Source organism: Vibrio ordalii ATCC 33509 (assembly GCA_000257205.1).
In the GTDB taxonomy this organism is placed as follows: Bacteria; Pseudomonadota; Gammaproteobacteria; order Enterobacterales; family Vibrionaceae; genus Vibrio; species Vibrio ordalii.
This window is the reverse complement of record AEZC01000244.1, coordinates 1-7,132: the sequence shown is the minus strand read 5'-3', so window position 1 is coordinate 7,132 and position 7,132 is coordinate 1. Positions and strand designations below refer to the sequence as shown.

Annotated in this window: 6 protein-coding genes; 4 read left to right on the top strand and 2 right to left on the bottom strand. The window is 45.0% G+C overall.

The window, feature by feature from the left end:
* Nucleotides 1–253 precede the first annotated feature (253 nt).
* Nucleotides 254–1,294, bottom strand: coding sequence for an AbrB family transcriptional regulator (locus VOR_RS0116290; protein WP_010320749.1), 1,041 nt, complete (start codon nucleotides 1,292–1,294; stop codon nucleotides 254–256).
* Nucleotides 1,295–1,610: 316 nt separating this feature from the next.
* On the opposite strand from VOR_RS0116290, the gene epd reads away from it, so the two are divergent.
* The 4 genes from epd to mscS all read left to right on the top strand — a co-directional run bounded on the left by epd (nucleotide 1,611) and on the right by mscS (nucleotide 6,338).
* Nucleotides 1,611–2,636: an erythrose-4-phosphate dehydrogenase gene (gene epd, locus VOR_RS0116285; RefSeq protein WP_010320748.1), complete on the top strand. Its 1,026-nt coding sequence runs from the start codon at nucleotides 1,611–1,613 to the stop codon at nucleotides 2,634–2,636.
* A gap of 148 nt (nucleotides 2,637–2,784) precedes the next feature.
* Nucleotides 2,785–3,948, top strand: coding sequence for a phosphoglycerate kinase (locus VOR_RS0116280; protein ID WP_010320747.1), 1,164 nt, complete (start codon nucleotides 2,785–2,787; stop codon nucleotides 3,946–3,948).
* 153 nt (nucleotides 3,949–4,101) lie between these two features.
* On the top strand, nucleotides 4,102–5,178 hold the full coding sequence (gene fbaA / locus VOR_RS0116275) for a class II fructose-bisphosphate aldolase (protein ID WP_010320746.1): 1,077 nt from the start codon (nucleotides 4,102–4,104) through the stop codon (nucleotides 5,176–5,178).
* 296 nt (nucleotides 5,179–5,474) lie between these two features.
* Nucleotides 5,475–6,338 (top strand): small-conductance mechanosensitive channel MscS, encoded by an 864-nt coding sequence (gene mscS / locus VOR_RS0116270; protein WP_010320745.1) that lies wholly within the window; start codon nucleotides 5,475–5,477, stop codon nucleotides 6,336–6,338.
* A gap of 72 nt (nucleotides 6,339–6,410) precedes the next feature.
* Here the strand turns inward: mscS and VOR_RS0116265 are convergent, their stop codons facing one another.
* On the bottom strand, nucleotides 6,411–7,043 hold the full coding sequence (locus VOR_RS0116265) for a LysE/ArgO family amino acid transporter (protein ID WP_010320744.1): 633 nt from the start codon (nucleotides 7,041–7,043) through the stop codon (nucleotides 6,411–6,413).
* Nucleotides 7,044–7,132: the final 89 nt, after the last annotated feature.

Below are 7,132 nucleotides of genomic sequence, written 5' to 3'. Positions count from 1 at the left end.
GTGGGATCATGGGGCGCATACTGTTTATCATCATTTGGGAAGACTTACTTTGAAAGAGATCAACACTTAATAAGAAACAAAATGCTGCACAATTAATTGCACCACTGGAGAGGGGGATAACTTTAGCTTTGCCATTAGCTTATCCATTAGAAAAAGTATGATAAAAAGATTTGTTGCATTAGTAGAACTAGCAAGAAATGAACAACACTAAGCTAACCCCATCCACTAGCTAGCTCTTACTCAAGAATCCCCATCATCTCCCCCTCAACTCCTCCAACTGCTTTTTCAGCATGGCGGGCAGTGAGTAGAGCAACAACAGGCGCAGAGCGTGGTTAATCATCACAAACGCGGGCTCCATTCCGAGCAGTAAGGCGACAGCGGTCATGGCTTCTACACTGCCGGGAACCCAAGAAAGCAGCAGCACGACCCATGATTTATCGATCAAAATAGAAAAGACACCGGAGACACCCACCGCGACCAAAAGGCCAATCATGGTGACCATCACCCCTGCGCGGGAATACGCCATGGCTTCGCGCAGTGTGGTATCGGCAATGCGTGAGCCGATCAAAATGCCGAGTAAAGCGGTGGCGAATATCACCATCCATTTCGGCAGTTGCATATCAATGCCGGTGGTAAAGCCATTAAAGCTGGCGGTGATGAGTAACGCAGCCAACATATAAGGCGCAGGAATGCCGAGTAAGGTGGAAGCTTTACCCAGTAGCAAACTCATCAGCGCCAGAGCCAAGAAAATAAGCCAAGCGTAAACAGTCAAGCTGCCGTCTACGGATGCGCTATCCGGCGCACTGTTGGAGATCAACAGCGCCAACAAAGTGAGGATCATCAGGCGCACAGAATGGGAATAGACCACTTTGGCGGAAGGCTTTTCGCTTGATTCGCTGATCAGCAAAATCGCAGCCATGGCACCCGGTACGGCACCGAGTAGAGATTCAAACGGCGTCCAGCCCTCTTTTTTGGTGAGCCACAAATAGCTACTGATGATTTGCAGCGTTAAACAGCACACCAAACCCACGATCACCGGCAAGGTTAAGCTGGTGCCTAGCTCGCTCAAACTGATGGTCGCGCCGACACTGATCCCAAGCACCACTTGCACAAACAGCAGCAGCCATGGCGGGGTATGAAGGGTCAGCCAACGCTTCTTGTGCAGCACAATAATTAAACCCGCGGCAATAAACATTTCAGAAAGTGGGATGGAGAGCAGAGCCCCAGCCCCCGCAGCCAGTGCGGCGACAAGCAAGATTTGAATAAAGAGTGTGAAAGCAGCGCTTGCGAACATCATCCTTTTCCTTTTCATCATGTGGCAAAAACCACGACATCGAAGACGGCGAGCTAACGCCTCTGCGTGGAGAGTTAGTGCTGATGGTTGTTGGGTTGGCACAGGAAAACAGAGCGTATGATATTTCTTTTTGTCGGAATAGGTTAGTAGTAACGCTAGAAATCCCTCTCCAATTGAGCAGAACGGGCGATTAAGCGGTTTATCGCGCCTATCCGCTGATGTTGAGCGTTATCATTTATTGCAGTGGATCACCGTGCCAAATCACTGAGTATCGGTTACTATTTCCAACCAATCAGGGCGAGATAGGCGAGATAAGATGCTGAGGGTAGCAATCAATGGCTTTGGGCGTATCGGGCGCAACGTGCTGCGTGCGATATATGAAAGTGGAAAAAGTCAGCAGATAAAAGTGGTGGCGGTCAACGAGCTGGCGCTACCTGATGCGATGGCGCACCTACTGCAATACGACACTACTCATGGTCGATTTGGTAAAAAGATCACCAATGATCAAGAGCATATCTATGTTCATCACGGGTTGGGTGAGCATGACTCGATTCGAATTTTGCACCTTAGTGAAATCAAACTTCTGCCATGGCGCGATTTAGGCGTTGATATTGTGCTCGACTGCACGGGTGTGTATGGCTCAAAAGCCGATGGTTTGGAGCACATTGAGGCAGGCGCAAAGAAGGTACTCTTTTCACATCCCGGCTCACATGATCTGGATAATACAATCATTTATGGGGTCAACCATGAGACGCTAACCGCAGAACACCGCATTGTGTCAAACGGATCCTGTACCACCAACTGCATTGTACCGATTATTAAAGTGCTTGATGAAGCGTTTGGTATCGATTCAGGAACCATTACCACCATTCACTCGTCAATGAATGATCAACAAGTGATCGATGCCTACCACACCGATTTGCGTCGAACACGTTCCGCAAGCCAATCCATCATTCCAGTGGACACCAAGTTGCACAAAGGAATTGAAAGGATCTTTCCGAAATTTTCTAACAAATTTGAAGCGATATCAGTGCGCGTACCGACAGTTAATGTCACCGCGATGGATTTGAGCGTCACAATTAATACGAATGTGAAAGTTAATGACGTAAATCAAACCATTGTTAACGCATCTCAGTGTACATTACGTGGCATTGTTGACTATACTGAAGCTCCGCTTGTTTCCATCGACTTTAACCACGATCCCCATAGTGCGATTGTTGATGGCTCACAAACAAGAGTGAGCAACGGGCAGCTTGTTAAAATGCTCGTTTGGTGTGATAACGAATGGGGCTTTGCGAATCGCATGCTGGATACGGCACTCGCAATGCAAGCATCCGAGTAGTAGCAGGATGATGGAGATTTATTTATTTTCAGTCTTGAAATAAATAACTCAAATCTCCATATCGATAACCAGTTTGAAGAATTTATAGGCTCGGCAAGGTTGCCGGGTTTCCAAAAACTTTATTTATTAATATTTGAGAGGACAAACCATGTCTGTAATCAAGATGACCGACCTGGACCTAGCAGGTAAACGCGTATTTATCCGTGCTGACCTAAACGTACCAGTGAAAGATGGCAAAGTAACTTCTGATGCACGTATTCTTGCATCGCTACCAACAATTCAGCACTGCCTAGCGGCAGGCGCTAAAGTGATGGTTACTTCTCACCTAGGTCGTCCAACTGAAGGCGAATACGCGGAAGAGTTCTCTCTACTACCAGTGGTTAATTACCTAAACGACGCGCTAGATTGCGAAGTGAAACTGGCAAAAGATTACCTAGATGGTCTAGATCTAAACGCAGGTGAGCTTGTTGTTCTAGAAAACGTTCGCTTCAACAAAGGCGAGAAAAAGAACGAAGAAGAGCTATCTAAAAAATACGCCGCTCTTTGCGACGTATTTGTGATGGATGCATTTGGTACGGCTCACCGTGCACAAGCCTCAACTCACGGCATTGGTATGCAAGCCCCTATCGCTTGTGCTGGTCCACTATTGGCAGCAGAACTTGAAGCACTAGGCAAAGCCATGGATAACCCAGAGCGTCCATTAGTGGCTATCGTTGGTGGCTCAAAAGTGTCTACTAAACTAACGGTTCTAGAATCGCTATCTAAAATTGCTGACCAACTGGTTGTTGGTGGTGGTATTGCCAATACTTTCATTGCAGCAGCAGGCCACAACGTAGGTAAGTCTCTATATGAAGCAGACTTGCTTGAAACGGCTAAAAAGTTGATGAAAGAGTGTTCTATTCCAGTAGCAACAGATGTTGCTTGTGCAAAAGCCTTTGATGAAAACGCAGCAGCGGAAATCAAAAACGTGGCGGATGTTCAAGATGACGATATGATTTTCGACCTAGGTCCAGACTCAACCGCGCAACTGGCTGAAATCATCGCTAACGCAAAAACCATTCTATGGAACGGTCCTGTTGGCGTATTTGAATTCAAAAACTTCGAAGCAGGTACAAAAGGTATCTCTGAAGCGATTGCGAAATCTGCAGGTTTCTCAGTGGCTGGTGGTGGTGACACACTAGCGGCAATCGACAAGTTCGGTATCAAAGCGGATGTATCTTACATCTCTACCGGTGGCGGTGCGTTCCTTGAGTTTGTTGAAGGTAAAGTACTACCAGCGGTTGAAATGCTAGAAGCACGCGCGAAAGCTTAATGACGAATGAAAGCGGGAGTGATTCCCGCTTTCTTGTTTGCTGCACGTGCGTTTTTATTCTGCTAGAATGACGCCAGTTGTGAGCAAACGTTTGCAAGAATTTAAACTTAACTGTTTTATTTTTAAAACGATAGAAAAAATAGGATCAAATCAATGTCTAAGATCTTCGATTTCGTAAAACCAGGCGTAATTTCTGGCGATGACGTACAGAAAGTATTTGAAGTTGCAAAACAAAATAACTTTGCACTTCCAGCAGTAAACGTAGTAAACACTGACTCAATCAATGCGGTACTTGAAGCTGCATCTAAAGTTAAAGCGCCAGTGGTTGTTCAGTTCTCTAACGGTGGCGCGGCTTTCTTTGCTGGTAAAGGCGTTAAACTTGAAGGTCAAGGTGCACAAATCCTAGGTGCAGTTGCTGGCGCGAAATACGTTCACGCTGTAGCAGAAACTTACGGTGTGCCGGTTATTCTTCACACTGACCACGCTGCGAAGAAACTACTTCCTTGGATCGACGGTCTACTAGACGCAGGAGAAGAGTTCTTTGCTCAAACTGGTAAGCCTCTATTCTCTTCACATATGCTAGATCTTTCTGAAGAGTCTCTAGAAGAGAACGTTGAAACTTGTGCGAAATACCTAGAGCGTATGGCTAAAATGGGTATGACTATCGAGATCGAACTCGGTTGTACTGGTGGTGAAGAAGACGGCGTTGACAACTCAGACATGGATTCATCTGAGCTGTACACTTCTCCTGAAGACGTAGCTTACGCTTACGAGAAATTGAGCGCAGTGAGCCACCGTTTCACTATCGCCGCTTCTTTCGGTAACGTGCACGGTGTTTACCAAGCGGGTAACGTGGTACTGACTCCAACTATCCTACGTGATTCACAAGCGTATGTTTCTGAGAAATTTGGCCTTCCAGCGAACTCTCTAAACTTCGTATTCCACGGTGGTTCTGGTTCTTCTGAAGCCGAGATCAAAGAGTCAATCAGCTATGGTGTTATCAAAATGAACATCGATACTGATACTCAGTGGGCAACTTGGGACGGTATCCGTCAGTACGAAGCAGCAAACCATGATTACCTACAAGGTCAAATTGGTAACCCTACGGGTGAATCTGCGCCAAACAAGAAATACTACGATCCACGCGTATGGCTACGTGCTGGTCAAGCATCGATGGTTGCTCGTTTAGAGAAAGCTTTCGCTGACCTTAATGCGATCGACGTACTATAATTTCACTTCTCTGAACTAAGTGATGAACCCGCTCAATGAGCGGGTTTTTTTATGGCGAAATTCAGCCAAAATGACTGGCGAATTGTTTAAATATTGCTTAACCTCTAACAAGTTCATATTAACACTTACGGGTAACTATTTGTTTTATCAGTATTTACATAAAGCTGACTTTGCAAAATAACCAAAGTGAGATATTGTGCCAAAAAACTGACGGTTTATTGTCAGTCGTTTTTTTGTCTTTGATGTTCAGTGGTAACAACAACATTTAAAATGATTTTATAAAGAGGAAATGCAATATGTCAGGTGAATCAATGGGCATCGAAGCTCCATTAGTGGACAGTCTAGCGCAAGCTAATGCTTGGCTAACCAATAATTCAGATCTTTTGATCCAGTACGGCGTCAATATTATTTCGGCTATCCTGATTCTGTTTATTGGTAACATCATAGTGAAAGCTGTGGCTGGAAGCGTTGCCAAGGCTCTGAAAAAGAAAGACATGGACAAAGCAGTTGTTGAGTTTGTTCATGGTTTAGTCCGCTATACGCTATTTGTGGTGGTATTAATTGCCGCTTTAGGACGCATTGGTGTACAAACAGCGTCTGTTGTGGCCATTATTGGTGCGGCTGGATTGGCGGTTGGTTTAGCGCTACAAGGATCCCTATCAAACTTCGCGGCGGGCGTGTTGATTGTGGCATTCCGTCCATTCAAATCCGGTGATTACGTCGAAGTGAGTGGTACCGCTGGATCGGTTGAATCGATTCAAATTTTTTCAACAGTACTGCGCACGCCTGACAATAAAATGGTGATTGTGCCTAATGGTTCGATCATCAGTGGCCCAATTGTCAACTATTCACGCCATGATACTCGTCGTATTGATTTGGTGATTGGTGTTTCTTATAAGTCCAATCTGCAAAAGACCAAAGAAGTGCTGGCTAAAGTGATCGCAGCAGAGCCTCGTTTGTTGCAAGATCCAGCGCCAACGATTGGTGTCGTTGCTTTGGCTGAGTCTTCAGTCAATTTTGTGGTTCGCCCTTGGGTGAAAACGGCCGATTATTGGGCTGTTTATTTTGATTTGTTGCAAGCCATCAAAGAAGAGTTGGATAAAGAAGGTATTGAGATCCCATTCCCACAAATGGATGTTCATCTGAATAAAGTGAATTAATTCATTTTCAATCAAGTGAAAAGGGCATGAAATGATTATTCAGTTCATGCCCTTTCTTTTTGTTGGTTACACTTACATCAGATATTGAATTGCCAGCCCTTTTGCAAGGATAAAGGCGATGCTAAACATCATTGCAGCCACGGCCATATCTATTCCTTTCTTCACGTTAGGCTTTGAGAGCGTTGGCCCCAGTTGCGCAGCACCAATTGATAAAGAATAAAACCATACAAAAGAGGCCATCATGGTTCCTAGCGCAAACGCGATGCGATCATGGCCTTCAAACTGACCCCCAATCGATCCCAAAATTACAACCGTATCTAAATATAAATGTGGGTTAAGCACAGTAACGGCCAATGCGCCCAAAATAACCGTCCGTTTACCACGTGCGATCACCTCTCCATCCGATTCATTAGTGCTTGTTGAAGTGAAGGCACTCCTTAAAGAAAGAAATCCATAAAATGAGAGAAAAGCAACGCCACCTAAGGTAACCGAGGTCAGTAAGACTTCGTTACTTGAGAGTAGGGCACCGCCACCAAATATACCCAGAGAAATAAACATCACATCCAGTAGACTACAGATGGTCGCTGTCGTTAAGTGGTGGTTGCGCTTAATTCCTTGGTTTAGCACATAGGCATTTTGTGCACCAATAGGAATAATCATCGTTGCACCTAAGCCAAAACCTTGTAGCAAAATCCACACATTCACAGCTCACCTCATCGTAATGATTCAATACAGTGAGCGCACAATAGCGAGAGTATAAAAATAAGTATAATTAATGATTTTAATATTATATT

Excerpts from the sequence above, each read along its gene's own strand:
- mscS (WP_010320745.1), top strand. The coding sequence starts at position 5,475 with ATGTCAGGTGAATCAATGGGCATCGAAGCTCCATTAGTGGACAGTCTA.
- fbaA (WP_010320746.1), top strand. The coding sequence starts at position 4,102 with ATGTCTAAGATCTTCGATTTCGTAAAACCAGGCGTAATTTCTGGCGAT.
- epd (WP_010320748.1), top strand. The coding sequence starts at position 1,611 with ATGCTGAGGGTAGCAATCAATGGCTTTGGGCGTATCGGGCGCAACGTG.
- VOR_RS0116290 (WP_010320749.1), bottom strand. The coding sequence starts at position 1,294 with ATGTTCGCAAGCGCTGCTTTCACACTCTTTATTCAAATCTTGCTTGTC.
- VOR_RS0116280 (WP_010320747.1), top strand. The coding sequence starts at position 2,785 with ATGTCTGTAATCAAGATGACCGACCTGGACCTAGCAGGTAAACGCGTA.